Origin of the sequence: Acuticoccus sp. I52.16.1, from assembly GCF_022865125.1 — a bacterium.
In the GTDB taxonomy this organism is placed as follows: domain Bacteria; phylum Pseudomonadota; class Alphaproteobacteria; order Rhizobiales; family Amorphaceae; genus Acuticoccus.
In genome coordinates this window covers 459,701-482,822 of the sequence record NZ_CP094828.1, presented here as the reverse complement: position 1 = coordinate 482,822, position 23,122 = coordinate 459,701, and the positions used below count along the sequence as shown (strand labels likewise).

At 70.8% G+C, this 23,122-nt stretch carries 25 protein-coding genes and 1 pseudogene; 16 read left to right on the top strand and 10 right to left on the bottom strand.

Translation table 11 applies throughout. From position 1 onward, the window contains the following. The first annotated feature begins 73 nt into the window (after positions 1 to 73). Entirely contained in the window at positions 74 to 817 is a 744-nt protein-coding gene (locus MRB58_RS02230) for an SDR family NAD(P)-dependent oxidoreductase (protein WP_244780011.1), read from the top strand. Positions 818 to 966: 149 nt separating this feature from the next. Further along, the gene (locus tag MRB58_RS02225) at positions 967 to 1,125 is read left to right on the top strand and encodes a hypothetical protein (RefSeq protein ID WP_244780010.1); all 159 of its coding nucleotides are present in this window, start codon (positions 967 to 969) and stop codon (positions 1,123 to 1,125) included. 13 nt (positions 1,126 to 1,138) lie between these two features. Here MRB58_RS02225 and MRB58_RS02220 read toward each other — a convergent pair whose 3' ends face one another. The 6 genes and pseudogenes from MRB58_RS02220 to MRB58_RS02195 form a co-directional block, all read right to left on the bottom strand. After that, on the bottom strand, positions 1,139 to 1,510 hold the full coding sequence (locus MRB58_RS02220) for a DUF1850 domain-containing protein (protein ID WP_244780009.1): 372 nt from the start codon (positions 1,508 to 1,510) through the stop codon (positions 1,139 to 1,141). 10 nt (positions 1,511 to 1,520) lie between these two features. Then, entirely contained in the window at positions 1,521 to 3,815 is a 2,295-nt protein-coding gene (locus MRB58_RS02215; RefSeq protein ID WP_244780008.1) for a TRAP transporter permease, read from the bottom strand. A gap of 98 nt (positions 3,816 to 3,913) precedes the next feature. Continuing rightward, positions 3,914 to 4,870 (bottom strand): TAXI family TRAP transporter solute-binding subunit, encoded by a 957-nt coding sequence (locus tag MRB58_RS02210; protein ID WP_244780007.1) that lies wholly within the window; start codon positions 4,868 to 4,870, stop codon positions 3,914 to 3,916. A gap of 139 nt (positions 4,871 to 5,009) precedes the next feature. Beyond that, on the bottom strand, positions 5,010 to 5,714 hold the full coding sequence (locus MRB58_RS02205; protein WP_244780006.1) for a DUF4405 domain-containing protein: 705 nt from the start codon (positions 5,712 to 5,714) through the stop codon (positions 5,010 to 5,012). Further along, positions 5,707 to 6,168, bottom strand: coding sequence for a cytochrome P460 family protein (locus MRB58_RS02200; protein WP_244780005.1), 462 nt, complete (start codon positions 6,166 to 6,168; stop codon positions 5,707 to 5,709). Before MRB58_RS02200 ends, MRB58_RS02205 begins: the two co-directional genes overlap by 8 nt. A 163-nt stretch (positions 6,169 to 6,331) precedes the next feature. Next, positions 6,332 to 6,436: pseudogene (locus MRB58_RS02195) on the bottom strand (aldo/keto reductase); the annotation flags it as partial. 133 nt (positions 6,437 to 6,569) lie between these two features. Here MRB58_RS02195 and MRB58_RS02190 point away from each other — a divergent pair. Next, the gene (locus tag MRB58_RS02190; RefSeq protein ID WP_244780004.1) at positions 6,570 to 7,460 is read left to right on the top strand and encodes a LysR family transcriptional regulator; all 891 of its coding nucleotides are present in this window, start codon (positions 6,570 to 6,572) and stop codon (positions 7,458 to 7,460) included. Between the two features lie 154 nt (positions 7,461 to 7,614). On the opposite strand, the gene MRB58_RS02185 is transcribed toward MRB58_RS02190, so the two are convergent. Further along, complete coding sequence (locus MRB58_RS02185; protein WP_244782091.1) at positions 7,615 to 7,782, bottom strand: hypothetical protein; 168 nt, start codon at positions 7,780 to 7,782, stop codon at positions 7,615 to 7,617. A 272-nt stretch (positions 7,783 to 8,054) separates the two neighbouring features. Between MRB58_RS02185 and MRB58_RS02180 the strand changes: the two genes are divergently transcribed. From MRB58_RS02180 to MRB58_RS02150, 7 genes are all read left to right on the top strand, one after another. Further along, complete coding sequence (locus MRB58_RS02180) at positions 8,055 to 9,200, top strand: transporter substrate-binding domain-containing protein (protein ID WP_244780003.1); 1,146 nt, start codon at positions 8,055 to 8,057, stop codon at positions 9,198 to 9,200. Positions 9,201 to 9,294: 94 nt separating this feature from the next. Further along, entirely contained in the window at positions 9,295 to 9,948 is a 654-nt protein-coding gene (locus MRB58_RS02175; RefSeq protein ID WP_244780002.1) for an ANTAR domain-containing response regulator, read from the top strand. Positions 9,949 to 10,120: 172 nt separating this feature from the next. Next, positions 10,121 to 10,975, top strand: a complete 855-nt coding sequence (locus MRB58_RS02170; RefSeq protein ID WP_244780001.1) for a nitrilase family protein — start codon at positions 10,121 to 10,123, stop codon at positions 10,973 to 10,975. Positions 10,976 to 11,063: 88 nt separating this feature from the next. Next, positions 11,064 to 12,206, top strand: a complete 1,143-nt coding sequence (locus MRB58_RS02165) for a substrate-binding protein (RefSeq protein ID WP_244780000.1) — start codon at positions 11,064 to 11,066, stop codon at positions 12,204 to 12,206. A 77-nt stretch (positions 12,207 to 12,283) separates the two neighbouring features. Then, complete coding sequence (locus MRB58_RS02160; protein WP_244779999.1) at positions 12,284 to 13,117, top strand: branched-chain amino acid ABC transporter permease; 834 nt, start codon at positions 12,284 to 12,286, stop codon at positions 13,115 to 13,117. 85 nt (positions 13,118 to 13,202) lie between these two features. Continuing rightward, positions 13,203 to 14,891 (top strand): ATP-binding cassette domain-containing protein, encoded by a 1,689-nt coding sequence (locus MRB58_RS02155; protein ID WP_244781870.1) that lies wholly within the window; start codon positions 13,203 to 13,205, stop codon positions 14,889 to 14,891. After that, the gene (locus tag MRB58_RS02150; protein ID WP_244779998.1) at positions 14,884 to 15,594 is read left to right on the top strand and encodes an ABC transporter ATP-binding protein; all 711 of its coding nucleotides are present in this window, start codon (positions 14,884 to 14,886) and stop codon (positions 15,592 to 15,594) included. Before MRB58_RS02155 ends, MRB58_RS02150 begins: the two co-directional genes overlap by 8 nt. A gap of 57 nt (positions 15,595 to 15,651) precedes the next feature. Here the strand turns inward: MRB58_RS02150 and MRB58_RS02145 are convergent, their stop codons facing one another. Together MRB58_RS02145 and MRB58_RS02140 are read right to left on the bottom strand one after the other, a co-directional pair. Further along, positions 15,652 to 16,269, bottom strand: a complete 618-nt coding sequence (locus MRB58_RS02145; protein ID WP_244779997.1) for a response regulator transcription factor — start codon at positions 16,267 to 16,269, stop codon at positions 15,652 to 15,654. Beyond that, positions 16,266 to 17,831, bottom strand: coding sequence for an ATP-binding protein (locus tag MRB58_RS02140; protein ID WP_244779996.1), 1,566 nt, complete (start codon positions 17,829 to 17,831; stop codon positions 16,266 to 16,268). Before MRB58_RS02140 ends, MRB58_RS02145 begins: the two co-directional genes overlap by 4 nt. 273 nt (positions 17,832 to 18,104) lie before the next feature. Here MRB58_RS02140 and MRB58_RS02135 point away from each other — a divergent pair, with 273 nt between their 5' ends. From MRB58_RS02135 to MRB58_RS02110, 6 genes are all read left to right on the top strand, one after another. After that, positions 18,105 to 19,061: an acetamidase/formamidase family protein gene (locus MRB58_RS02135; protein WP_244779995.1), complete on the top strand. Its 957-nt coding sequence runs from the start codon at positions 18,105 to 18,107 to the stop codon at positions 19,059 to 19,061. 231 nt (positions 19,062 to 19,292) lie between these two features. Further along, positions 19,293 to 20,066 carry an L-iditol 2-dehydrogenase gene (locus MRB58_RS02130; protein ID WP_244779994.1) on the top strand — a complete coding sequence of 258 codons (774 nt, stop codon included), beginning with the start codon at positions 19,293 to 19,295 and terminating at the stop codon, positions 20,064 to 20,066. A 103-nt stretch (positions 20,067 to 20,169) separates the two neighbouring features. Continuing rightward, positions 20,170 to 20,346: a hypothetical protein gene (locus MRB58_RS02125; RefSeq protein ID WP_244779993.1), complete on the top strand. Its 177-nt coding sequence runs from the start codon at positions 20,170 to 20,172 to the stop codon at positions 20,344 to 20,346. A gap of 54 nt (positions 20,347 to 20,400) precedes the next feature. After that, positions 20,401 to 20,979, top strand: coding sequence for a peroxidase-related enzyme (locus MRB58_RS02120; protein WP_244779992.1), 579 nt, complete (start codon positions 20,401 to 20,403; stop codon positions 20,977 to 20,979). Positions 20,980 to 20,991: 12 nt separating this feature from the next. Next, positions 20,992 to 21,921 carry an AEC family transporter gene (locus tag MRB58_RS02115; protein WP_244779991.1) on the top strand — a complete coding sequence of 310 codons (930 nt, stop codon included), beginning with the start codon at positions 20,992 to 20,994 and terminating at the stop codon, positions 21,919 to 21,921. Beyond that, positions 21,918 to 22,652, top strand: coding sequence for a TetR/AcrR family transcriptional regulator (locus tag MRB58_RS02110; RefSeq protein WP_244779990.1), 735 nt, complete (start codon positions 21,918 to 21,920; stop codon positions 22,650 to 22,652). The genes MRB58_RS02115 and MRB58_RS02110 overlap by 4 nt, the downstream gene beginning before the upstream one ends. On the opposite strand, the gene MRB58_RS02105 is transcribed toward MRB58_RS02110, so the two are convergent. Next, positions 22,640 to 23,035: a cupin domain-containing protein gene (locus tag MRB58_RS02105; protein ID WP_244779989.1), complete on the bottom strand. Its 396-nt coding sequence runs from the start codon at positions 23,033 to 23,035 to the stop codon at positions 22,640 to 22,642. The genes MRB58_RS02110 and MRB58_RS02105 overlap by 13 nt on opposite strands. Positions 23,036 to 23,122 lie beyond the last annotated feature (87 nt).

The window sequence follows — 23,122 nt, the reverse complement described above, 5'->3', positions numbered from 1 at the left end:
AGCGGCGACAGCGGCGGCCGGCGCACGGACCGCCATCATCCGCCCGGCCCGGGCCCAAAAGGAGACCACCATCATGTCGTTGAACGGAAAAACCGCGATCGTCACGGGCGCCGGGCGAGACATCGGGCGTGCCTGCGCCGTGCGGCTGGCCGAGGCCGGCGTCAAAGTCGCCGTGAACTACTTCGCCAGCAGCCAGGGCGCCGACGAGACGGTGGCCGAGATCAAGGCCGCCGGCGGCGAGGCGTTCGCCCTCGCGGGCGACCTCACCCGCGCCGAAGACGCGGCCGAACTGGTGCGCCGTACCCACGAGACGTTCGGCGCGATCGACATTCTGGTCAACAACGCCGGCGGCCTGATCGCCCGCAAGACGATGGCCGAGATGACGCTCGACCATTGGAACGCGGTCATGGACCTCAACCTCACCAGCACCTTTCACATGATCAAGGCCGTCCTGCCGCACATGACGAGCGGCGCCATCATCAACATCGCCAGCCAGGCGGCGCGCGACGGCGGCGGACCGGGCGCGGTCGCCTACGCCACCTCCAAGGGCGCCGTCGCGACGATGACGCGCGGCCTCGCCAAGGAGCTCGGCCCCCGGATCCGCGTCAATGCCCTGTGTCCCGGCATGATCGACACCGACTTCCACAACATCCACACCCAGCCCGAAGTCCGCGTGAAGGTGGAGGCCGCGACACCGCTGAAGCGCCAGGGAACCTCGCGCGACGTCGCCAACGCGGTCGCCTACCTCGCGTCCGACGAGGCCGCCTTCATCACCGGCGCCAACATCGACATCAACGGCGGCACTCTCTTCAGCTGAGCCGGCCGGGCGCTGCGAGCCGGGGCGGCCTCGTCGCGCACGCATGGCAGTGCCGCGGTGTGCGGCGGGGCATTCTGCCCCTGTGCCCCCGCGCAATCGGGACGGGCCACCTAGATAGAGGTCTGTCGCGTTGGTTGCAGAGGCCCTCGATGCGTTGGGACCTGATCGGCAAGTTGCTCGGAATGTCGCTCGTCGGCGGCGCGGTGCTGGTGGGCGGCGCGCTGCTCGCCTTCATCGGCATGTTCGCCGTCACCAGCGCCCTCAGCGTCGACGCCATCGAGTGGGTGATCCGCTTCGCGAGCGGCTGAGAGCGCCGCGGGTTCAGCCCGCGGGGCAGGGCGCCAAGGTCACCGGGTCTGCCTCGGGCGGCAGGAGCGCGGCCATCGAGCGGCAGGCGCCGTCGTGGCACAACTCCCAGTCGGCCGTCGCGCCCGAGCGGCGCAGCACCACCTCGGCCAGCGGCGGGATCGCCGGCGTCCAGGCCCAGAACCCGTCCTCGAGGTGTGCCTCCGGGGGCGGGTCCATGCCCGCGCCCGAGCCCTTGACCCGCGCCTCGACGAGGACGAGACCCTCCGGCGTGTCGCGCCAGGTCTCCTCCCAGCGCACGTGCTCCACCGAGTGTGACCAGGCGAGCGTCACCGTGTCGCCCGTCAGCGGCACGGTGAGCGCCGCGGCGAGGAGACAAAGGCTCACGCGCCGGACCTCACGCCCGGGCCGGGGTCGCGCGTCCCGTGCGCCACCAATGGATCCCCACCACCAGCGCGACGAGGGCGAAGCCGATCGGGTCGGTCACCGGACTGGCGATCACGAGCGAGGCCGCCGCCGCCACCGCCAGCAGGCGCTCCCACGCTGCGAGCGGGCCGCGCAGGTAGCCGATCGCCGCCACGCCCCACATGCCCACCGCCAGCGCCGCCTTCAGCACCATGTAGGCGACGTCGAGCGCGAAGAAGGCGCCCGATGCGCCGCCGACGGCCTGCACCATCAGCGCCGGGTCGTAGACCGCCATGTAGGGGATCACGAAGCCCGGCAGCGCGATCTTCATCGCCTGGATCGAGATCTTGAAGCCCGACTCCTTGGCGATCGGCGAGGCGGCGAAGCAGGCGAGCGCCACCGGCGGCGTCAGGTCCGCCATGATGCCGAAGTAGAAGACGAACATGTGGGAGACGATCAGCGGCACCCCGAGGTCGAGCAGCGCGGGCGCGGCGAGCGAGGATGTGATGATGTAGTTCGGGATGGTCGGGATCCCCATGCCGAGGATCAGACTGACGATCATCGTCAGCACCAGCGACAGGATCAGCGAGCTTTCGCCGACCGACACCACCCACGAGCCGAAGATCGTGCCGATGCCCGTCAGCGTCATGGTGCCGATGACGATGCCGACCGAGGCGCAGGCGAGGCCGACCGGGAGCGCTTGGCGGGCGCCGTCCGCCAGCGCAGCGCGGCAGGTGATCAGCGTCTCGCGTCCGCCGCGGTAGAGGAGGCTGAGCGCAGCCGCGACGATGACGAGGCCGAGCACCAGCGTCACCCCCAGCCACAGTGCGGTCGCCGCCAGCAGCCCGATGGCGACCCAGAAGAGAAGACGCACCGCCTGCGCCGTGATCCCCAGCGCGGCCGATCCGGCGAGGATCAGCAGCGCCGTCAGCGCCAGGCCGACCGAGCCGGCGAAGAGCGGCGTGTAGCCCGAGAACAGGAGGTAGACGAGCGCGGCCAGCGGCAGGATGAGGTGCCACTTCTCGGCGATCGCGCGGCCGGCATTGGGGAGTTCGGCCTTGGGCAGGCCCGCGAGGCCACGCTTGCCGGCCTCCAGGTGCACCGCCAGGAAGGCGGAGGCGTAGTAGAGCACGGCCGGAATGATCGCCGCCTTGACGATCTCGACGTAGGCGACGTCCAGCGTCTCGGCCATGATGAAGGCGACCGCGCCCATCACCGGCGGCATGATCTGCCCGCCCATCGAGGCCGTGGCCTCGACACCGCCGGCGAACCCGGCACGGTAGCCGAACCGCTTCATCAGCGGGATGGTGAACTGCCCGGTCGACACCACGTTGGCGACGCCCGAGCCCGAGATCGTCCCCATCAGCGCCGAGGAGAACACCGCGACCTTCGCCGGCCCGCCGCGTGCGCCGCCGAACAGGCCCATCGCGATGTCGGTGAAGAGGCCGATCATGCCGGCGCGCTCCAGGAAGGCGCCGAACAGGATGAAGAGGAAGATGTACGTCGCCGACACGTAGGTCGCGACGCCGTAGATGCCTTCGGTGCCGTAGGCCATATGCTCGACCACCTGCTCGAACGGGTAGCCGCGGTGGTTGAACGGCGCCGGCAGATACTGGCCGAACAGGCAGTAGGCGAGGAAGATCCCCGCGACGATGACGAGCGCCGGCCCCATCACGCGCCACACGAAGGCGAAGAGGAGGACGATCGCCGCCGAGCCGACGACGAGGTCGAGCGTGGTCGGGTATCCGGCGCGGATCAGCAGCGGTTCGTAGAAGGCCCACTGATAGAGGCCGACGCCGAACGCCGCCGCGCCGAAGACCCAGCCGATCGTGCGGCCGAAGCCCGTCCGGGCGCGGTGGTTGGCGAGCATTCCGCCCGCCACCAGGCCGAGGAAGCCCACGTGCAGCGCCCGCACCACCTGGCTCGGCAGCGTGCCGGAAAAGGCGTCGATCAGCACCGCCACGGCGCCGAGCGCGAGGAGGGCGACGAGGCCCTCGGCGAACGGCCGCCCCCGCGCCGCCCGTACCGCCAGCCCCAGCCCGCCGAGCGCCAGCACCACCCAGGCGAGCCGCATCGGCGTCACCGCGACGCCCAGCGCGCCGTTCAGCAGCGGCCGGTCGAGCGGCACGCCGAACGCGGTCACGATCTGGAAGGTGGAGAAGGCGACGGCGATCCAGAAGAGGATGCGGCCGGGCCAGCCGGCGCCGAAGCTCTCCGGCAGACCATGCTCCGGATTTTGGAGTTCGGCTTGGCCGGCCAGCTCCGGGTGGGGGGTCCGGTCGTCCATTCGGGAGCCCTCTGTGCCCGCGCGGGTGCGGTTGAGGTCGCGTGTGAGGCGGCCCGGTTCGCCGGACCGCCGGTGGCTCTATCGGGGAGGCTGCGGCGTCAGTTTAGGACGCCGACCTCCTTCAGGTAGCGCTCCGCGCCCGGATGCATCGGCACGGGCATGCCCTCGGCCGCGCCTTCCAGCTTGATCGCCTTGGCGGCGGCATGCGCGGCGACGAGGTCGTCCAGGTTCTCGAACAGCGCCTTCGTCATCGCGTAGGCGAGGTCGTCCGACACGCCGTCGTGCGTGACGAGGTAGTTGAGCACCGCGGCGGTCTCGACGTCGGCGTCCTGGCCGTCGTAGGTGCCGGCCGGGATCGTCTGCTTCACGAACGGCGCGCCGGCCGCGTCCGTCACCTCGGCCGGGATCGGCACGACGGTGATCGGCAGGCTGGTGGCAAGGTCACGGATCGAGGCCACGCCGAGGCCGGCGGACTGGAGCGTCGCGTCCAGCTGGCGGTTCTTGATCAGCTCCACAGACTCGGCGAACGGCAGGTACTCGACCTTGGCGAGGTCGTCGTAGCTCATGCCCGCGGCCTCGAGGATCTTGCGCGCGTTCAGCTCGGTGCCCGACTTCGGCGCACCGACGGAGAGGCGCTTGCCCTTGAGATCCTCCAGCGTGGTGATGCCGGACTCCTCGGAGGCGACGATCTGCACGTAGTTGGGGTAGATCGCGGCGAGGCCACGCAGCTTGTCGAGCTTGCGCGGGAAGCCGGCATCGGCGTCACCTTCCCAGGCCAGCGCCAGGCTGTCGCCGAGGGTGAAGGCCAGTTCGCCGCGGCCCTGTTGCAAAAGGTTGAGGTTCTCGACCGAGGCCTTGGTCGACTGGACCGACGGGCGCGCCCCCTCGATCTCCTGCGAGTAGACGTTCGAGATCGCGACGCCGAGCGGGTAGTAGACGCCCGACGTGCCCCCCGTGAGAATGCCGATGAAGTCCTGGGCCTTGGCCGGTGCCGTGGCGCCGAACATGGCGAGTGTCGCCATGGCGACGAACGCGTGGCGGATGGTCTGACGCATAGTGAAGGGCCCTCTCGATGCGGCCGCTTAAGGGCGGCGCTATTTACTCCCTGGCGCATCTATTGGCCAAGTTTGCGCCGCTGTCACGCGCCCTGTGACAATGCGCCGGCAACGGCCGGCCGCGGTCCACCGCGGCGCCCTATTCCCGTCGCGCCGCGGCGGCCCCGGCGACCTCGACGAGGCGCATCGCCATGTGGCCCGCGACCGCGAACAGACCGACGACGGCGAGCCAATGGCCGAAGAAGGGCAGCAGCGCGGCGTTGAAGTCCCACATCACGAGCGAGTAGCGGAAGGCCAGGCGCGGCCACAGGCCGAGCGCCGACCCGCTGCCCACCCCCAGCACGGCGATACCGGCCGCCAGCACCATCCCCGCCACGCGCCACCCCCTTGCGGCGAGCGACAGGCCGGTCACCCGCTTGAGGAGGCGCGAGACCTTCGGCCAGTTGAGGCCGAGATGCAGGCCGACGAGGGCGACGACCCAGTAGGCGGCGAACCAGTGCGCCTCGCGCAGGCTGAATGCGTCCGGCAGCGGCAGGACGGCGAACACCGTGCGCGAAATGGCGAGGCTGGTCGCCAGCAGCACCGCCATCGCCACCGCGAGCAGGAGCGTCAGCACGAGGCTCGCGGTGCGGCGCGCGTCGTAGCGGCCGCGGCGGACGGCGCCCCACCATGCCCGGTTGTTGGCGACATGGCGCACCAGGACGAGGAAGAAGGTCGTGCCGAAGAGTTCGTGGGCGAGGTTGCCGAGCCACCAGTAGGCGAACGCCATCAGCAGGAAGGCGGCCGCCGCGAGGTCGAGGGAGAGGCGCGGCAGGGGCCTCAGCCGGGCCGCCCGCTCACTCATACCGCCGGGCATCGTTGTAGGTGAACATGAAGTCGCGGCCCTCGCGCGCGGCATGGCAGGCGCGGCAGCGGGCGGTGTTTTCGTCCATGTTGACCGACCCGTCCGGCCAGAACCACTGGAATTGCCAGTCGTCGGTGCGGGTGGCGGCGGCATAGTCCGCGCCCCAGCCGTCCCCCTTCTGCATCACGAAGAGACGGTAGACCTCGCCCTCGCGCCAGTCCTGCAGGATGATCTGCGTCCCGTCCGGGATCTCGCCGCCGGCCCGGATCGCGTCGAGCGCGGCGCGGGAGGTGTACATGAACTCGGTGACGTCGCGGCGCGTGACGGTGGTGTAGTGCTCCAATGCGTCGAGATCGTCGGGGAACTCGACGCGGTTGGGCTCGGCACGCGCGGCGGTGGCGAGGGTCAGGCCCACCAGCAGGGCGGCGAGCGGCAGGGGGCGAGGTGGGGTCATCGGGGGTCGATCCATCGTCGGGCGCGGCGGGCGCGCGGGGGTGGTGGGTCGATGCCGGGGGCGGGGTGGCCGCCGCCGGCGGCGCGGGTCAGAGCCCGGTCATCTCCAAGACGGCCTCGGGCAGGCGCTCGCCCACCAGCGGGATCCGCGCGGCGGTCGCGTCGATCATCTCGGCGTGATCGCCCGGCGGTCCGTAAAGCGCACTCATCGACATGCAACCGAGCCCGAGGGCCGAAACGTCGAGGGTGCCGAGCGTACGTGACTGCACGGATACTTCCTTTCGAACGGACTGCGCCTGCGCGCAGCGCCCCACGACACCGGGGCGCCGACCTCAGATGGACGCCGCGCCACTCAGCGATTACCCTTCAAAATGAGATTGGCTTTATCGAAATGCAGGCATAATGGACCGCCGCGTCTTCAACGACCTGTTCGCCTTCACCGTCGTCGCGCGGCACCGCAGCTTCACCAACGCGGCGGCGGAACTCGGAATGTCGCAGTCGGCGCTGAGCCAGACGATCCGCAACCTGGAGGAGGCGCTCGGCGTGCGTCTCCTGACCCGCTCCACCCGCAGCGTCGCGCCGACGGAGGCGGGGGCGCGCCTGCTCGCCCGCCTCGGCCCGCAGTTCGGGGAGATGCAGGACGCTCTCGACGAGCTGAACGAGATCCGCGACACCCCGCGCGGTACCATCCGCATCAGCGCCGGCGAGCATCCGGCCGTGCGGGTGCTGCAACCCCGCCTCGCCGCGTTCGCGCTGGAATATCCGGACGTGGAGGTTGAGATCATCGTCGACGGCGGCATGATCGACATCGTCGCCGACCGGTTCGACGCGGGGGTGCGCCTCGGCAATCAGGTTGCGCGGGACATGATCGCGGTGCGCATCAGCGCCGACGTGACGATGGCGGTGGTCGGCGCGCCGGCCTACTTCGAACGCTACCCGATGCCCACCGACCCGGACGCGCTGACCGTGCACCGCTGCGTGCGCTCGCGTCTGCCGACGCGCGGCGAGATTTTCACCTGGCCGCTGGAGAAGGACGGCGAGACGCGCCGCGTGCGGATCGAGGGGCCGGCGGTGTTCAACAGTCTCGCCCTGCGCGTGGCGTCCGCGCTCGATGGCATCGGCCTCGTCTTCGTGCCGCTCGATCAGGTGGAGGCGCACCTGACCGCCGGTCGGCTCCTGCCGGTGCTGGCGGACTGGTGGCCCACCTGGGAGGGCTATCACATCTATTATCCGAGCCGCCGGCAGCACGGCCTCGCCTTCCGCCTGCTGGTCGAGAACCTGCGCCACCGCTGACGGCGCAGCCCCCCGCGGCCGCAGAGCCTCTTCCCGGCCGACCCGTCCCAGTCTCGCTGACGTTGATCGGCGTGGACGACAAATCCGGACGCGTAGAGCCGATCGTCGACGGTAGCCTCGACACCCGAGCGGGCAGAAGGGGCCGGCGCCGGCCTTATCCGGGTCGCGTCGGCGGCCGGCCCGGTGCGCCGGCGGCGGACAAGTGCGCGTCCCAGGCGGCCATCGCCACTTCGGCGACCGCAACGAGATCCTCGCGGTTCGCCCCATCGCGCGCCAGGATCGACATGCCGCTCTGGATCGTCTGCACGAAGCGGGCGCTCACCGGATCGGCGTTCAGCGCGCGTCCGGATCGGCGACGGGCCCGCCCGGCGGCGCGCCCTTCGCCGTATGGTCGAAATTTTGCACCGAACGATAGCTATTCAATTCGATGCCCGGATCCACGGATGGCGTGCCATCTGCCCCCGACGGCGCGAACCGCGCGCGACGGCCGCTGCGAGCGGCGCGGCAGGTCGGCCCGGCGGGGGCCGTGCCTTGTCGCGGCGCAGGTGGGCCCATAGCATCGCGCGCTTCGTGGAGTGACGGTAGGGAGGGGACGTGAGCCCTGATTCGGATGGTTGGCGCGTCGGCGTCTTGTTCTCTAGGAGCGGCACCACCGTCGTCACCGAAACCGAGCACCTGCGCGGCACCGAGCTCGCCATCGCCGAGATCAACGCCGCCGGCGGCATTCTCGGCCGCCCCATCGTGCCGACCGTGTACGATCCCGGTGCCCGCAACGCCGACTATCTGGCACTCGCCCGCCGCATGCTCGCCGAAGACGATCTCGACATCATCTTCGGCTGCTCCATGTCGGCGAGCCGCAAGACGGTGCTGCCGATCGTCGAGCGGCACAACGGGCTGTTGTTCTACCCCTCGATGTACGAGGGGTTCGAGTATTGCGAGAACGTCCTCTACTGCGGCGCCACCGTGAACCAGACGTGCCTGCCGCTGGCCGATTACCTGATCCGCCATCACGGCGGACGCATCTACTTCGTCGGCTCGGACTACATCTTCCCGCGCGAGTCCAACCGCATCATGCAGGAGCTGATCGAGGCGCGCGGCGGCGAGGTCGTCGGCGAGACCTACGTGCCGTTGGAGGCGGGGGCGGACGCGCTGGAGGACATCATCCCGAAGATCCGCACCGCGGCGCCGGATGCGGTCTTCTCCACAATCATCGGCACCTCCGCGCAGGCGTTCTATCGCCTCTACGACGCGGCCGGGTTCGACCGCGCGCGCCAGCCGATCGCGAGCCTCACCATGGCCGAGACGGAGATCGCCACCATCGGCGCGGCGGCCTGTACCGGCCACATCCTCGCCGCGACCTACGTGCAGACGGTCGACAACGCCGCCAACCGCGCCTTCGTCGAAGCGTTCAAGGCACGCTTCGGAGCCGAGGCGACCACCAGCATCTGGTCCGAGGCGGCCTACATGCAGGTCCACATGTTCGCCCGCGCGCTCGCCCGCGTCGGTGCCGCCGACCCGCGCCGCATCGCGCTCGACCCCCTGGGCGACGAGTTCGACACGCCCGAGGGCCGCGTGCGCGTCGACGCCGACACGCGCCACCTGTGGCTCACCCCGCGCATCGGTGTGGCCAACGCGCAGGGCTTGTTCGATATCGTCTGGGAGAGCCGCGTCGCCGTCCGCCCGGACCCCTACCTTGCCGCGACCCGCATCGAAGAGCGCGCGCTGGAGTCCTGGGCGTGAGCGCGATGGACCCGACGACCCGCTCGCCGACCCGTGCCGCCGCGGCACGGCGGATGCCTCTGCGATACACGGGGCAGCCGGCGAGGGGAGCGGCATGAACGATAGCCAAGGGCGGGGCGCGCGGCGCATCCTCGACGAATTGCGCCGCGCCCGCGCGCTGCTGATCCACCCGCAAGACGAGGACGGCCAGCTGCTCGGCGCGCACCTGAAGCGCCTCGGCTGCGCGGTCGGCCATGCCTGGCCGCCGCCGCTGGTGCTGCCGGACGGGATCGACACCATCCTCGTCGGTGTCGACGAGGTGGCGGTGGGCGACATGGTGCAGCTCCTCGAGGGGCACGACGTCGCCGTCATCGCCATCGTCACGTACGAGAGCCCGACGACGCTGAAGTCGATCTACGACCTCAACGCCCACGGCGTGATGAGCAAGCCGCTGCGCCCGCTGGGGATCCTGACGCAGTTCACCCTGGCGCGGTACCGCCACCGCACCGAAGGGCGGCTCAACGGCAAGATCCGCAAGCTGGAGGACACGCTGAAGGGCCGGCGCATGGTCGACCGGGCGATCCGCGTCCTGATGGACGAGCAGGGGATGGCCGAGGACGCCGCCTACCGACTCCTGCGCGACCAGGCGACGGCCGAGCGCATCCCCCTCAGCGCCATCGCCGAAGAGATCGTCACCGCGTACGAGACGATGGCGCGGCTGGGCTTGCGCCGCGGTGCGGAGGTCAAAGCGGGCGCGCCGAAAGAATAGGCAGCGTTTGGTCGAAAGTTCGGCTTGAGCCTCAATTCGAGCCGTGCCAACTTTCGCGCCACAAGAGCAGCGATGCTCGGCGGCAAGGTTGCCGTCTTCACATCAAGGCTTCGTAGCCCCTGACCTGCGGTTCACGCCGCGTCAGGGGCTTTTTGCGTTTTGGAGACCCATCATGCCCTCCGACCCCGGTTCCGGGCCCCGGCCCGGCCGCTACACGGTCGCCTGCATCCAGTTCGAGCCGAAAATCGGCGAGGTGGACGCCAACCTGGCGACCATCGAAACGAACGTCGAGGCGGCGGCCGCGCGAGGGGCGAGCCTCGTCGTGCTGCCGGAGCTCGCCCCCAGCGGCTACGTCTTCGAGAGTGACGAGGAACTCGCCCGGCTCGCCGGCCCGGTGCCGGAGGGCAAGGCCGCGGCCTTCCTGGTGGCGCTGGCGCGGCGGCTCGGCATCCACATCGTCTCGGGCATCGCCGAGGCGGCGGAGGGGCGGGTCTACAACGGCGCGCTGCTGACCGGGCCGGACGGCTTCATCGGCCGCTACCGCAAGCTCCATTTGTGGGACAAGGAGACGCTGTTCTTTGCCCCCGGCGACGTGGGCCTCCCGGTGTTCGACACGCCGCTCGGCAAGATCGGCATCGCCGTCTGCTACGACGGCTGGTTCCCGGAGACCTTCCGCACGCTGGCCGATGCGGGGGCCCAGATCGTCTGCATTCCGACCAACTGGGTGCCGATGCCGAGCCAGGACCCCGCGGTGGAGGCGATGGCCAACACGCTGCACAAGGCGGCGGCCCACTCCAACGGCATCTACATCGCCTGCGCGGACAGGGTGGGAGTGGAGCGGGGGCAGCCGTTCATCGGCCAGAGCCTCATCCTCGGTCCCGACGGCTGGCCGCTCGCCGGCCCGGCTCACCGCAGCGAGGCGGAGACGCTTCTCGCCGAGGTGGATCTGACCAGCATCGCCACGGTCCGGCAGATCAACGCCCACAACCACGTCCACGCGGACAGACGTCGCGACGTCTACCGCTGACCCGGCGCCTCGGCGCCCTCGCGCGACCCCCGTCGATCGGGGCCTTCGTGGCCTCACCTTCGCTCGTCCTGAAGCAGGAGCTGACAATATGAACACCAAGATCGCCGCCGTCCTGGCGGCCACTCTCCTCGCCGGCGCGGCGCACGCCGAGGAGCCGATCAAGATCGGCGTGCCGGTGGGCCTGTCCGGCGCCAACAGCGTCGTCGCCCCGTCCGTGGTGCAGGCCGCCGAGCTGGCGGTCGAGGAGATCAACGCCGGCGGCGGCGTGCTCGGCCGGCCGCTGGAACTCGTCGTCGCGGACGACGGGTCGGGCGCGGTGGGGGCGCAGAAGGCGTTCGACGCGCTGGTCTTCCGCGACGAGGTGGACGTCCTCATCTCGATGGAGACGAGCGCGGCACGCAACGCGGGCCTGCCGATCGTGCAGCGCGGGCGCATCCCCTACATCTACACCTCGTTCTACGAGGGGCGCTCCTGCAACCCGTTCCTCTACGTCAACGCCTGGGTGCCCGAGCAGCAGGTGCCCCCGGTGGTCGACTACCTGATGGCGGACGGGGCGACGAAGTTCTTCCTCATCGGCAGCGACTACGCCTTCGGCCGCGGCATGCTCGATTTCGCGGAGGCCTATATCGGCGAGAACGGCGGCGAGGTCGTCGGCGAGGAGTACCTGCCGATGGACGGGACGGACTGGACCGCCATCATCTCGCAGCTCAAGAACTCCGGCGCCGACGCGCTGATCACCTCCACCGCCGGCGGCGCGCCCAACGTGACGCTTACCAAGCAGCTGCGCGGCGCGGGCGTGACGGTCCCCTACGCCAACCTCGCGGTCGACGAGGGGACGGCGAAATCGATGGGCGGAGACGCGGAGGGCATCCTCATCTCCGCGTCCTACATCACCGGCATCGCCTCGGACGAGAACAAGAGCTTCCTCGCCGCCATGGAAGAGAAGTTCGGCGAGGACCTGCGCACCCCCAACGACCTCTCGGTCCCGCAGTACGAAGGCGTCTACCTCTATAAGGAAGCCGTCGAGAAGGCCGGGTCGACCGATCCGCGCGCCGTGCTGGACGCGCTCGGCGAGGTCTCGTTCACCGGCCCGCGCGGGACGATCGCGATGTCCAAGCAGCACCACGCGCCGCTGACGATGTACCTCGGCGAGGTGCAGGCCGACGGCTCGGTGAAGGTCGTCTCCTCGTTCGAGAACGTCGACCCCGGCGAGCAGTGCCCGAACCTTTGACCTGAACCCGTCGCGGCGGGGCTCCGGTCCCGCCGTTTGCGCCCGCCACCCCGCTTTCCCGCCGCGTGGAGACTGCCATGACTCTCTTCCTCGACATGGTGACCAGCTCGGCCGTCCTGTTCATCGTCGCCACCGGCCTTCTGACGATCTTCGGCGTCCTCAAGATCATCAACTTCGCGCACGGTGCCTGGCTCACCGTCGGAGGCTACTGCGCGGTGGCGACGGCCGAGATGGGCCTCAGCCCGTGGGCGGCGCTCCCGATCGCGTTCGTCGTCGGCGGCGTCCTGGGCATCCTCACCGAGCGCTTCATCGTCCGCCCGCTCTACGCGCGCCCGCTCGATGCGATCCTCGCCACCTGGGGGCTCGGCATCGTCATCGGCCAGCTCATCACGCTCGTCTTCGGCCGCGACGTGCAGTTCACCGAGAGCCTCATTCCGGGGACGATGGACGTCTTCGGCACCTCCTATTCGGCCTATCGCCTCTTCGCGCTGGGGGCGGCGATCCTTCTGGGGCTCGGCTTCGCCTACCTCATGGAGGGCACGCGCCTCGGCCTGTCGGCCCGCGCGGTCATCATGAACGAGACGCTGGCGCGCATCCTGGGGCTCGACACCGCCAAGATCCGCACCGTGACATTCATGATCGGCACCGGGCTCGCCGGCCTCGCGGGGGTGCTGCTGACGCCGCTCACCAGTGTCGACCCCAACATGGGCGTCGCCTGGCTCGTCGGCTCGTTCATGCTGGTGATGGTGGCGGGGCAGTCGTTCGGGGCGCTGGCGCTGGCGTGCCTCGTCCTGGGCGGCATGCAGGTGATCGTCTCCACCTTCGTCAGCCCCATCCTCGGCGGCGTCACCATCGCCGTCCTCGCCGCGCTCATCCTGCGCCTCTCGCCGAAAGGGTTCTCCCGTGCCTGATGTCGCCATCTCCGGCGCCGCGCCCGCCCGGCGACGCGGCCGCGGCGCGCTGCTGATCGTCCTCGCGCTCGCCGCCGTCGCGGTGATGCTGCTCGGCCCCTCCATGCTCGACCGCTTCGCCCTCAACGTGCTGACGCGGGCGATGATCTTCGCCATGCTGGCGATCACGGTGGACCTCCTGTGGGGCTTTACCGGCATCCTGACGTTCGGTCAGGCGGCGTTCTTCGGCGTCGGCGCCTACGCCACGGCAATGATCCTCACCCACCTGGGCGATTCCGCGCCCTATCTCGCGCTGGGGCTGCTGGCGGCCATCGTCGTCCCGACGCTGGTCGGCGCGGCGGTCGGCTGGCTCACCTTCTACCCCGGCTCCTCGGCCTTCTACGCCACCATCATCTCGCTGGTGGTGCCGATCGTGATCACCCAGCTCATCTATTCGGGCGGCACGTGGACGGGTTCGTCCTCCGGCCTCGTCGGCTATTGGGGGATGGCGCTGTCGCTGGAGGGGTATTTCCGTCTCGTCGGTGTGGTCCTCGTCGTCATGACGGTCGCGGCCCTCGTCTTCGTGCGATCCGACGCCGGCCGGCTGCTGACGGCGATCCGCAACAACGAGATGCGCTGCGCCTATCTCGGCATCGGCACGCAGCGCATCAAGATCCTGCTGACGGCGGTGCTGGCGGGGGCCACCGGGCTCGCCGGCTTCCTCTACGCCAACGCCTCCGGGGTGGTAGCGCCGGAGAACGCCGGGTTCGTCTTCGGCACCGAGCTGGTGGTGTGGACCGCGCTCGGCGGGCGGGGCACCATCGTCGGCCCGGTCCTGGGGGCGGTCGGCATCGGCTACCTGTCGGCGGAGCTGTCGGGCGACCTGCCGTTCCTGTGGCAGCTCTTCATCGGCACGCTCTTCGTGCTCGTCATCATCGTCCTGCCCGGCGGTCTCGCGGCCGTGGTCGCGCCGCTGAAGGCCTGGCGCAAGGCCGCGCCTGCGCCGACCCTCGTGGCGGTGGAATCGGCGCGGCTCGCGCGGACCGGCACCGCGCCGCTCCTCGAGATGACCAAGGTCGAGAAGTCCTACGGCAGCCAGAAGGTGCTGGACGACGTCACCCTCACCGTGGAGCCGGGCGAACTGGTCTCCCTCGTCGGCCCCAACGGCGCGGGCAAGACGACGCTGATGCGCTGCATGACCGACGGCGCGGCCGCGAGCGGCGGTACGGTGCGGATCGACGGCACTTCCATCGCCGGGATGCTGCCGGACGAGATCGTCGCCCGCGGCATCGGCCGCAAGTTCCAGGTGGCGAGCGTCTTCGAGGATCTCGACGTCGCCGCGTGCCTCAGGATGGCGCGCGTCTCCCACCGGGCGCCGAGCCTCGTTGCGAGGGCCGACACGCTGGAGCTGCCGCAACCGGCGATCGACATTCTGCGCCTGACCGGGCTCGACCACATGCTGGCCACCCCGGTCTCGCTCCTGTCGCACGGGCAGAAGCAGAGCCTGGAGCTGGCCATGGTGGTCTCGCTCGAGCCGCAGCTCATCCTGCTCGACGAGCCGACCGCCGGGCTCACCAAGACCGAGCGTGCCACGATCGGCACCGTCCTCAAGACGCTGACGGCCGAGCGCGGCATGGCGGCGATCCTCGTCGAGCACGACCTCGACTTCGTGCGCGAGATTTCGAGCCGCATCGTCGTCCTGCACCAGGGGCGCCTGGTAGTGGACGGCACCGTGGAGGAGGCGGTCAACGCCGACATCGTCAAGCAGATCTATTCCGGAGGCGCCCATGGCTGAGGTCATCACCGCCAAGTTGGCGCTGGAGGGGGTCACCAGCGGCTACGGCAACGTCGACATCATCAACGACCTGTCGCTCGACGTGCGTCCCGGCGAGATCTTCGCCCTGATGGGCAAGAACGGCATGGGCAAGACGACGCTGCTGAAGACGATCGTCGGCCTGCGACCCGCCCGTCGCGGCCAGATCCTGCTGGACGGCGCCGAGGTCACGCGGCGCGGCCCGAAGGCGATGGCGGATACGCGCGTCGCCTATGCGCCGCAGGAACAGCCGCTCTTCCAGGACCTGACGATCCGCGACAACCTGCGCCTCGCGCTGCCGACCGACCGCGCGCTGGCGGCGGGGCTGGAGCGCGTCTACGGCCACTTCCCCTTCCTCGCCGACCGGCTGGCGCAGAAGGCGGGCACGCTCTCGGGCGGCGAGCAGAAGATGCTCGTCATCGCCCGCGCCATGATGACCGAGCCGGACCTCCTGTTGATCGACGAGATCTCCGAGGGCCTGCAGCCGACGGTGATCGAGCGCATCGCCGCCGCGCTGAAGGACGAGCGGGCGGAGGGGACGACGATCCTCATCGTCGAGCAGCACCTCGCCTTCGCCCTCGGCATCGCCGACCGCTGGGCGGTGATGAAGCTCGGCCGGATCGACGATGCGGGGGCCAACGGCCCGGGCACCGAGGCGCGCGTCCTGGAGCACCTGCGTATCTGAGCGCCGTCGAGAGGATCATCGACGGAGCGCGTGCGGACGGGGGCAGGCGGAACGGGGTCAGGCCGGCGGGTCGATATGGTCGGCCATGCGCACGAGGTCGGGCAGCGAGCGGGCCTTCATCTTGCGCATCATGTGCCCGCGGTGGACCTTGACCGTGATCTCGCTGAGGCCGAGGGCGAAGGCGATCTCCTTGTTCATCCGCCCCTGCGCGACGAGGCCCATCACCTCGCGTTCGCGCGGGGTCAGCGCGTCGTAGCGGGCGCGCAGGTCCGCGGACGTGGCGAGCCGTGCCCTGCGCTCGCGGTCGAGCGCGATGCCGCGGTTCACCGCGTCGATCAGGTCCTGGTCGCGGAACGGCTTGGTCAGGAACTCGATCGCCCCCTGCTTCATCGCCGCGACGGACATCGGGATGTCGCCGTGGCCGGTGATGAACACGACCGGCAGGTCTGGGCCGCGCTCGCGCAGCCGGCGTTGCAGCTCCAGGCCGCTGGTGCCGGGGAGGCGCACGTCGAGCACCAGGCAGCCCGCCGCGTCGCGCCACGGGGCGGCGAGGAAGTCCTCCGTCGAGGCGAACGGGGCGACGGTGTGGCCGACCGAGCGGAGCAGGCTGGCGAGCGCGTCGCGCAGCGAGGGGTCGTCGTCGACGATGCAGACCATGGTGCCGCCTGCGATCATGCCGCCCTCCCTTCCGCGCCGGGCACGGCCGCCGGCGGCAGCGCAAAGCGTACGACGGTGCCGTGTGGGCGATTGTCGTCGGCAGCGATCCACCCGCCCGCCGCTTCGACGATCGAGCGGCAGATCATCAGCCCCATCCCCATTCCGTCCGGCTTGGTGGTGACGAACGGGTCGAACATGCGCGCCCGGATGCCGGGCTCGATCCCCGGTCCGGTGTCGGCGACGGCGACCTCGACCTCTCCGGCGGTCGACAACGCGGTGGAGATCGTGATGCCGCCGCCGCGGCTCCCGCCCGAGGCGGCCGCGTCGATCGCGTTGGCGAGAAGGTTGCCGACGACGAGTTGCAGGTGGACGCGGTTTGCCCGCACCGGCGGCACCTCGCGAAGCTCGAGCGCGATGGCGATACGCGCCAGGTGCGCATCGTCGCCGCGCGCCGCCACCACGTCGCGGATGACGGCGTTGGGGGCGACGGGGCCGTCGTCGCCGGTGTCGTCCCGGAAGAGGGCACGGATGTTGCGCACCAGCGCGCCGGTGCGATGGCCGTCGGCGACGATGCGCTCCAGCGCCGCGGTGACCTCGGAATGATCGGGCGGGGTGCGGTGCAGCCACCGCAGGCCCGCGTTGGCATTGGTGACCATGCTCGCCAGCGGCTGGTTGACCTCGTGCGCGATCGCCGCCGACAGCGCTTCCATGGCGACGAGCCGGTTGGCGCGCGCGTGCCGCTCCTCGACGAGGGACCGGGCGAGGCGGGCGTAGAGCGCCGTGGTCGACGAGAGCAGCACCACCAGCACCGTGCTCGCGGAGGCGAGCCCACACAGCCGGCCGACCCACCAGCCGACGCTGAGCCGAACCCCGCCGCTGACATAGGAGAGGAGCGCGACCTCGAAGGCGAGGGTGACGACCACCACCATGAGCCAGAGGTCGAGGATCGTCGGCCGGCCGCGCCACAGGGCGGCGAACGCGCCCGCATAGAGGAGCAGCGCCGCCGCCGGCACCACCTGCCACAGCAGCGTGACGTGGCGCGTGTCGCGCATCAGCGGCGGCAGCGCGTGCTGTGCCCAGACGACGAGCGCCGTGATCGCCGCGACGGATGCCGCCACGACGGCGATCGCGGCGACGATCGACCGGCGTCCCCGGCCGGGCGGCGCCGACGCTCGCTCGCGCAGCAACGCGTAGGCGAGGACGAAGGCGGGGAAGCCGACCCGGCGGACGGCGGCAACGAGTGCCGTCCCCTGCAATCCCGCGTCGAGCCCGATGAGGGGGAACACGCCCGGAAAGGAGAGCACCCAGGGGACGATCGTCAGGCTGCCGAAGAGGTAGCCGGACGCCAGCACCAGAACCGCGCGCGACCGCTCGACGAGGAAGATGCCGGCCAGCAGGGTGAAGGTGATGAGCTCATTGATGAAGAGGGCGGCGGCGTAGGCGGGCAGGAGCGGCTCGCTCCCCACCAGGACGGTGCGCGAGTGGGGCGCCGCGAGGGCGACGGCGAGCGCGAACCCGGCAACGACCAGGACGGCGATGCGGGCGTGCGCACCGCGCGCCGGCGCAGTGGTCAACGACACCGGCCGATCCTCGACTGGGCCCATGCGAAACCTCGTTCCCGGGCACCGCGACCCGGTAATATACCGCATCGCTACCACGCTTGTGCGACCGCGCGCGACAGCGTCGCGCACCGGGCGGCCCGCGCGCCGGTGCCGCGGCCGCCGGTGCCCACATCCTTCACAGGAACCGCCTACAATTCGGGCGCCGGCGGGCGGCGAGCGCGTGGCCGGACGCGGCCTCGGCGCTCATAGTGAGGCCGAGCGTCCGGCGCCCGTCGCGGCGTCGGGCCGAGCATGACGAAAGAGGATGACGCGATGGCGAGCCACGAGATCCCCGGCACCTATGACGCCATGTCATGGGGCTATTTCGACGCGACGACGCCGCCGGTGGCCACGGTCGCCTCCGGCGACGAGGTGACGATCCATTCCTTCCCCGCCGGCGGACCGGAATCCCTCCCCGCCGACCGCTCGATCGTGCCGCCGGCCTACCTCGAGGCGATGGAGAAGCTGACCCAGGGCTCCGGGCCGCACTTCGTCACCGGGCCGGTCTACGTGGACGGCGCGATGCCGGGCGACGTCCTGCAGGTGGACATCCTGGCGACGGAGGTGACGATGGACTGGGGGTTCATGGCGATCCTGCCGCTGCTGGGCACCGCGCCCGAGGCGTTCACCGAATACGAGACGATCCATCCGGCGATCGACCGTGCGCGGCAGGTGATGGTGATGCCGTGGGGGACCGAGATCCCGCTCGATCCCTTCTGCGGTATCATCGGCGTGGCGCCGCCGCCGGCCTGGGGGCGTTGCGGCTCGCCGGTACCCCGCGCGTTCGGCGGCAACATGGACAACAAGGAGCTGAAGCCGGGGACGACGCTCTACCTGCCCGTCTTCAACGAGGGGGCGCTGTTCTACGCCGGAGACGGGCACGGGGTGCAGGGCGACGGCGAGGTCTGCATCACCGCGCTGGAGACCGGCGTGACGGCCACGTTCCGGCTGAGCGTGCGCAAGGACCTCGGCTACGCCACGCCGTTCGCCGAGAACGCGACGCACCTCATTTCGATCGGCCTCGACGAAGACCTCGACGATGCCGCCAAGGAGGCCGTGCTGCAGATGGTGGAGCGCATCTGCGAGCGCACCTCGCTGACGCGCAACCAGGCCTACATGCTGTGCTCCGTCGCGGCGGACGTGCGCGTCACCCAGCTGGTCGACGGCAACAAGGGCATCCACGTCATGCTGCCGAAGACCGTGCTCTAAGCCGTGACGGGCCGTCGCCGGCCGCCGCGCAACGGGATGCGGCGACGGGACCTGCCGGTGCCGGCGGGACGATAATCGCGGCGCCTTTCGGATGATGCTGCTACTGTCGCGTGTCGTCATGCCGCCGGACATCGTCGGCCGCCGCGCCGGCGCGGCGTGCCCGCCGGGCCACGCGAGCGATGGCGACACGGCCGCGACCGCCGGACGTCGCGCCCAGCACGGGGGAGTGAGATGACACGTCTTGCGGGTCGATCCGCGTTGATCACGGGCGCCGCGCGCGGCATCGGCCGCGGCTTCGCCGAAGCCTATGCCCGCGAGGGGGCGACCGTCGCGATCGGCGACGTCGACCTCGACGCCGCCGCCGAGGCCGCCGCAGCGATCGGCCCGGCCGCATACGCCGTCGCGCTCGACGTGACGGACCAGGCGAGCATCGACGCCGCGATCGCGGAGGTGGTGGCGCGGGCGGGTCGGCTGGACATCCTCGTCAACAACGCCGCCCTGTTCGACCTCGCCCCCATCGTCGACATCACGCGCGAGAGCTACGAGCGGCTCTATGCGGTGAACGTGGCGGGGGTGCTCTTCACCATGCAGGCGGCGGCGCGGCAGATGATCGCCCAGGGGCGGGGCGGCAAGATCATCAACATGGCGAGCCAGGCGGGCCGGCGCGGGGAGGCGCTCGTCGCGGTCTACTGCTCGACCAAGGCGGCCGTGATCTCGCTCACCCAGTCGGCCGGGCTGAACCTCATCGCGCACGGCATCAACGTGAACGCCATCGCACCCGGGGTGGTCGACGGGGCGCATTGGGACCATGTCGACGGCCTCTTCGCCCGCTACGAAGGCAAGGCGCCCGGCCAGAAGAAGGCCGAAGTGGCCGCCGGTGTCCCCTTCGGCCGCTTCGCCACCCCCGCGGACCTGACGGGAATGGCCGTCTTCCTCGCCTCCGAAGAGGCCGACTACATCGTCGCCCAGACCTACAACGTCGACGGCGGTCAGTGGATGAGCTGACTCCCGTCACGCGGCCTTTGCTTTTAGTAGACGCTTGGTCTATTTCCGAGCGGCAGCGATCCGGCGCCGCGACCGGCGCCCGCGCGGCGTCGAAGGAGGCCCCATGTTCGACGCGATTCTGATCGACAAGGGCGAGGCCGGGCAGACGGCCTGGGGCGGCCTCGCCGGCGACATCGTCGAGCGGATCACGCTCGCCGAGGCGATCCCCGCCGCCGAGCGCCCGCTTGCCGGCAAGGTGCGCGGCCGGCTCGTCGTCCCGATCGACGACACCGTCGACTGACCGCCGTCCCACCATCCGCGCGCGCCGAGAGCCGCCGAACCGAAGAGCCCCGCCATGAGCGCCGACGACCTGCCGATCAGCCGCTTCCCCGTCCCCAGCCTCGCGCAGATGCCGGAGGATATCCGCACGCGCATCGAGGCGGTGCAGGAGAAGTCCGGCTTCATCCCCAACGTTTTCCTCGTGCTGGCGCATCGGCCGGACGAGTTCCGCGCCTTCTTCGCCTACCACGATGCGCTGATGGACAAGCCCGGCAACCTCACCAAGGCCGAGCGCGAGATGATCGTGGTCGCGACCTCGAATCTCAACCAGTGCCAATATTGCGTGATCGCCCACGGCGCGATCCTGCGCATCCGCGCCAAGAACCCGCTGATCGCCGACCAGATCGCCATCAACTACCGCAAGGCCGACATCACCCCCCGGCAGACGGCGATGCTCGACTTCGCGGTGAAGGTGAGCCGGAGCGCCGAAGCGGTGAGCGAGGCCGACATCGACGCGCTGAAGGCGCACGGGTTCGACGAGGAGGACGTGTGGGACATCGCCGCCATCGCGGCCTTCTTCGCGCTGTCGAACCGGATGGCGAACGTGTCCGGCATGCGGCCGAACGCCGAGTTCTACACCCTCGGCCGCGGCTGAGGCGGGCGGGCGGTGATCGGTGCGCTCCTCGTCGCGCTGACGCCGACGGCGCTGCTGATCGGCCTGGGGCATGTACTGCGCTGGCGCACGACGCTGCTGCCGGAGGGCTTCTGGACCCCGGCCGAGCGGCTGGCGTACTTCGTGCTCCTGCCGGCGCTGATCGTCCACAGCCTGGCGATGGCCGACTTCTCGGGCGTGCCGGTGGGGGCGATGGTCGTGGCGCTGGCGGTGCCGCTCCTCGTGGTGGGGGCGGGGCTGGTCGTGTCGCGGCGGGCGGTGGAGTTGCCGGGGCCGGCCTTCACCTCGGTCTTCCAAGGGGCGATCCGGTTCAACACCTACGTCGGCGTCACGGCGGCTATCGCGCTCTACGGCAGCGAAGGGGCGGCGCTGGCGGCGATCGCGATCGCGACCATCGTGCCGACGGTGAACGTCCTGTGCGTCCTGGTCTTCGCCCACTACGCCTCGACGGGGGCGGGCTTGCGCACGGCCATGCGCTCGATCGTGACCAACCCGCTCATCATCGCCTGCGCCGTCGGCATCGCGCTGCATGTGGCCGGGCTGCCGCTGCCGCCGGGGATCGAGGGCTTCGTGAAGTCGCTCGGCCAGTCGGCGCTGCCGCTGGGCCTGTTGTGCGTAGGGGCGGCGCTGGACCGTCGCACGCTGGGCGCCTCGCCGCGGGCGGCGCTGATCGCGTCCGGCGCCAAGTTCGCGGCGATGCCGACGCTGACCGCGATGGCCTGCCTGGCGCTGGGGCTGACGGGCGTCCCGGCGCTGATCGCGGTGCTTTTCAATGCCTTGCCAACCGCGTCCTCGTCCTATGTGATGGCGCGGCAGCTGGGGGGCGACGCACCACTGATGGCAAGCCTTGTCGCCACACAGACCGTCGCCGCGGCGGTGACGCTGCCGGTGGCGATGATCCTCGCCGAGGCGATTTTCACATGAGCGACGGCCCGGGTGACGGCGGCGGCCCGGCGGCCTGCGCCCCGTCCGGCGCCCGGCCGGCGGAGACCTCCGGCGGGGCCGCACCGCCCGCGCGTCGGCGCGGCCGCCCGCCACGCGACGCGGCGCGATTGGAGGAGGCACGCGACAGGCTGCTGCGCGCAGGTGTCGCGATGCTGACCGAACGCGGCTTCGGGGCGGTGGGGCTGGAGGAGGTGCTGGGCACGGTGGGGGTGCCGAAGGGGTCCTTCTACCATTATTTCGGCTCCAAGTCGGAGTTCGGCCTGGCGCTGATCGACTCCTACGCGGCCTACTTCGCCGCCAAGCTGGACCGCTGGTTCCTGGACGAGAGCCGCGCCCCGCTCGACCGGCTGCGCGCCTTCGTCGCCGACGCGCGGGCCGGGATGGAGCGCTTCGGCTTCGCGCGGGGATGCCTGGTGGGCAACCTTGGACAGGAGATCGGCGCGCTGCCGGAGCCGTTCCGCGCCCGCCTCTCGGCCGTCTTCGCCGACTGGGAAAGCCGCACCGCCCGCTGCCTGGAGGCCGCGCGGGCCGCCGGCGAGATCGCGCCCGAGGCCGATTGCCGGCATCTGGCGCGGGCCTTCTGGATCGGCTGGGAGGGGGCCGTGCTGCGTGCCAAGCTGGAACGCAGCGCCGCCCCGCTCGACCTCTATGCCGAGACCTTCTTCGCGCTCCTCGCCGCCGGGCGGGCGGCGGCGGATCAGCCCTCGTAGTCGGCGTCCGCCACCTTCTCCAGCCAGTTCACCGTGGATCCGTCCCGGCTTTCCTGGATGGCGATGTGCGTCATCGCGACGTGCGGCGAGGCGCCGTGCCAGTGCTTCTCGCCGGCCGGAAACCGGACGACGTCGCCGGGGCGGATCTCCTCCACCGGGCCGCCGTCGCGCTGCACGCGGCCGAGGCCGTGGGTGACGATCAGCGTCTGGCCGAGGGGGTGGGTGTGCCACGCGGTGCGTGCGCCGGGCTCGAAGGTGACGGCGGCGCCGGAGGTGCGGCCCGGCGCCTCCGCCGAGAACAGCGGGTCGACGCGCACGCGGCCGGTGAACCAGTCCGCCGGCCCCTCGGCCGAGGGCTGCATTCCGAGGCGGGTGATCTTCATGGAAAGGCCTTTCTCAAACGACGTTCGATCGGGATGTAGGCGCCGCGCGACCCGGACTAAGGCCGCGCCCGCACTACCACTCATGAA

What these genes read in the sequence shown, in the direction of transcription:
- MRB58_RS02230 (WP_244780011.1), top strand. Translation starts at nt 74, where the DNA reads ATGTCGTTGAACGGAAAAACCGCGATCGTCACGGGCGCCGGGCGAGAC.
- MRB58_RS02225 (WP_244780010.1), top strand. Translation starts at nt 967, where the DNA reads ATGCGTTGGGACCTGATCGGCAAGTTGCTCGGAATGTCGCTCGTCGGC.
- MRB58_RS02215 (WP_244780008.1), bottom strand. Translation starts at nt 3,815, where the DNA reads ATGGACGACCGGACCCCCCACCCGGAGCTGGCCGGCCAAGCCGAACTC.
- MRB58_RS02210 (WP_244780007.1), bottom strand. Translation starts at nt 4,870, where the DNA reads ATGCGTCAGACCATCCGCCACGCGTTCGTCGCCATGGCGACACTCGCC.
- MRB58_RS02205 (WP_244780006.1), bottom strand. Translation starts at nt 5,714, where the DNA reads ATGAGTGAGCGGGCGGCCCGGCTGAGGCCCCTGCCGCGCCTCTCCCTC.
- MRB58_RS02200 (WP_244780005.1), bottom strand. Translation starts at nt 6,168, where the DNA reads ATGACCCCACCTCGCCCCCTGCCGCTCGCCGCCCTGCTGGTGGGCCTG.
- MRB58_RS02190 (WP_244780004.1), top strand. Translation starts at nt 6,570, where the DNA reads ATGGACCGCCGCGTCTTCAACGACCTGTTCGCCTTCACCGTCGTCGCG.
- MRB58_RS02175 (WP_244780002.1), top strand. Translation starts at nt 9,295, where the DNA reads ATGAACGATAGCCAAGGGCGGGGCGCGCGGCGCATCCTCGACGAATTG.
- MRB58_RS02170 (WP_244780001.1), top strand. Translation starts at nt 10,121, where the DNA reads ATGCCCTCCGACCCCGGTTCCGGGCCCCGGCCCGGCCGCTACACGGTC.
- MRB58_RS02165 (WP_244780000.1), top strand. Translation starts at nt 11,064, where the DNA reads ATGAACACCAAGATCGCCGCCGTCCTGGCGGCCACTCTCCTCGCCGGC.
- MRB58_RS02160 (WP_244779999.1), top strand. Translation starts at nt 12,284, where the DNA reads ATGACTCTCTTCCTCGACATGGTGACCAGCTCGGCCGTCCTGTTCATC.
- MRB58_RS02155 (WP_244781870.1), top strand. Translation starts at nt 13,203, where the DNA reads ATGCTGCTCGGCCCCTCCATGCTCGACCGCTTCGCCCTCAACGTGCTG.
- MRB58_RS02150 (WP_244779998.1), top strand. Translation starts at nt 14,884, where the DNA reads ATGGCTGAGGTCATCACCGCCAAGTTGGCGCTGGAGGGGGTCACCAGC.
- MRB58_RS02145 (WP_244779997.1), bottom strand. Translation starts at nt 16,269, where the DNA reads ATGATCGCAGGCGGCACCATGGTCTGCATCGTCGACGACGACCCCTCG.
- MRB58_RS02135 (WP_244779995.1), top strand. Translation starts at nt 18,105, where the DNA reads ATGACGAAAGAGGATGACGCGATGGCGAGCCACGAGATCCCCGGCACC.
- MRB58_RS02130 (WP_244779994.1), top strand. Translation starts at nt 19,293, where the DNA reads ATGACACGTCTTGCGGGTCGATCCGCGTTGATCACGGGCGCCGCGCGC.
- MRB58_RS02125 (WP_244779993.1), top strand. Translation starts at nt 20,170, where the DNA reads ATGTTCGACGCGATTCTGATCGACAAGGGCGAGGCCGGGCAGACGGCC.
- MRB58_RS02120 (WP_244779992.1), top strand. Translation starts at nt 20,401, where the DNA reads ATGAGCGCCGACGACCTGCCGATCAGCCGCTTCCCCGTCCCCAGCCTC.
- MRB58_RS02110 (WP_244779990.1), top strand. Translation starts at nt 21,918, where the DNA reads ATGAGCGACGGCCCGGGTGACGGCGGCGGCCCGGCGGCCTGCGCCCCG.
- MRB58_RS02105 (WP_244779989.1), bottom strand. Translation starts at nt 23,035, where the DNA reads ATGAAGATCACCCGCCTCGGAATGCAGCCCTCGGCCGAGGGGCCGGCG.